This window comes from Streptomyces sp. Y20 (assembly GCF_043195475.1).
In the GTDB taxonomy this organism is placed as follows: Bacteria; Actinomycetota; Actinomycetes; order Streptomycetales; family Streptomycetaceae; genus Streptomyces.
In genome coordinates, this window is sequence record NZ_JBIDDP010000031.1 from 1 (window position 1) to 1,703 (window position 1,703).

Consider the following 1,703-nt stretch of genomic DNA (forward strand, 5'->3'; position numbering starts at 1 on the left):
CTTAGTCAATCGGCGCAAACGTTTCTCACGTTTGTATCGCTACTCATGCCTGCATTCTCACTCGTGAACCGTCCACAACTCGCTTCCGCGGCTGCTTCACCCGGCACACGACGCTCCCCTACCCATCCATACAGGCGTTGGCCCTATTGTATGAATGACACGACTTCGGCGGTACGCTTGAGCCCCGCTACATTGTCGGCGCGGAATCACTAGACCAGTGAGCTATTACGCACTCTTTCAAGGGTGGCTGCTTCTAAGCCAACCTCCTGGTTGTCTGTGCGACTCCACATCCTTTCCCACTTAGCGTACGCTTGGGGGCCTTAGTCGATGCTCTGGGCTGTTTCCCTCTCGACCATGGAGCTTATCCCCCACAGTCTCACTGCCGCGCTCTCACTTACCGGCATTCGGAGTTTGGCTAAGGTCAGTAACCCGGTAGGGCCCATCGCCTATCCAGTGCTCTACCTCCGGCAAGAAACACACGACGCTGCACCTAAATGCATTTCGGGGAGAACCAGCTATCACGGAGTTTGATTGGCCTTTCACCCCTAACCACAGGTCATCCCCCAGGTTTTCAACCCTGGTGGGTTCGGTCCTCCACGAAGTCTTACCTCCGCTTCAACCTGCCCATGGCTAGATCACTCCGCTTCGGGTCTTGAGCGTGCTACTGAATCGCCCTATTCGGACTCGCTTTCGCTACGGCTTCCCCACCCGGGTTAACCTCGCAACACACCGCAAACTCGCAGGCTCATTCTTCAAAAGGCACGCAGTCACGAGAACAAGGCAAGCCTCGTTCCGACGCTCCCACGGCTTGTAGGCACACGGTTTCAGGTACTATTTCACTCCGCTCCCGCGGTACTTTTCACCATTCCCTCACGGTACTATCCGCTATCGGTCACCAGGGAATATTTAGGCTTAGCGGGTGGTCCCGCCAGATTCACACGGGATTTCTCGGGCCCCGTGCTACTTGGGTGTCTTTCAAACGAGCCGTTGACGTTTCGACTACGGGGGTCTTACCCTCTACGCCGGGCCTTTCGCATGCCCTTCGCCTACATCAACGGTTTCTGACTCGTCTCACGGCCGGCAGACCGTAAAAGAAAGATCCCACAACCCCGTATACGCAACCCCTGCCGGGTCTCACACGCATACGGTTTGGCCTCATCCGGTTTCGCTCGCCACTACTCCCGGAATCACGGTTGTTTTCTCTTCCTGCGGGTACTGAGATGTTTCACTTCCCCGCGTTCCCTCCACTTGCCCTATGTGTTCAGGCAAGGGTGACAGCCCATGACGACTGCCGGGTTTCCCCATTCGGAAACCCCCGGATCAAAGCCTGGTTGACGACTCCCCGGGGACTATCGTGGCCTCCCACGTCCTTCATCGGTTCCTGGTGCCAAGGCATCCACCGTGCGCCCTTAAAAACTTGGCCACAGATGCTCGCGTTCACTGTGCAGTTCTCAAACAACGACCAGCCACCCATCACCCCGAACCGAAATCCGAGTGCACTGGGGCCGGCGACTGAGGAAAAATCCATTCCCTCAGACACCCAACAGCGTGCCCGACACCCTCATCCCCGTCCACGTCACGTTCCACGCCGAAGCAGTACTAGTGACCTGACACAGGCCGAGAGTGCCGAATAGTCAACGTTCCACCCATGAGCAACCAGCATCGAACATTCGCCGATGTACTGGCCTCTGACCGAGCAAGCC

The 1,703-nt window shown here is 57.1% G+C and carries 1 rRNA gene; it reads right to left on the bottom strand.

The window, feature by feature from the left end:
• A 23S ribosomal RNA gene (locus ACGFT1_RS35695) occupies nt 1–1,423 on the bottom strand; the annotation flags it as partial.
• Nucleotides 1,424–1,703 lie beyond the last annotated feature (280 nt).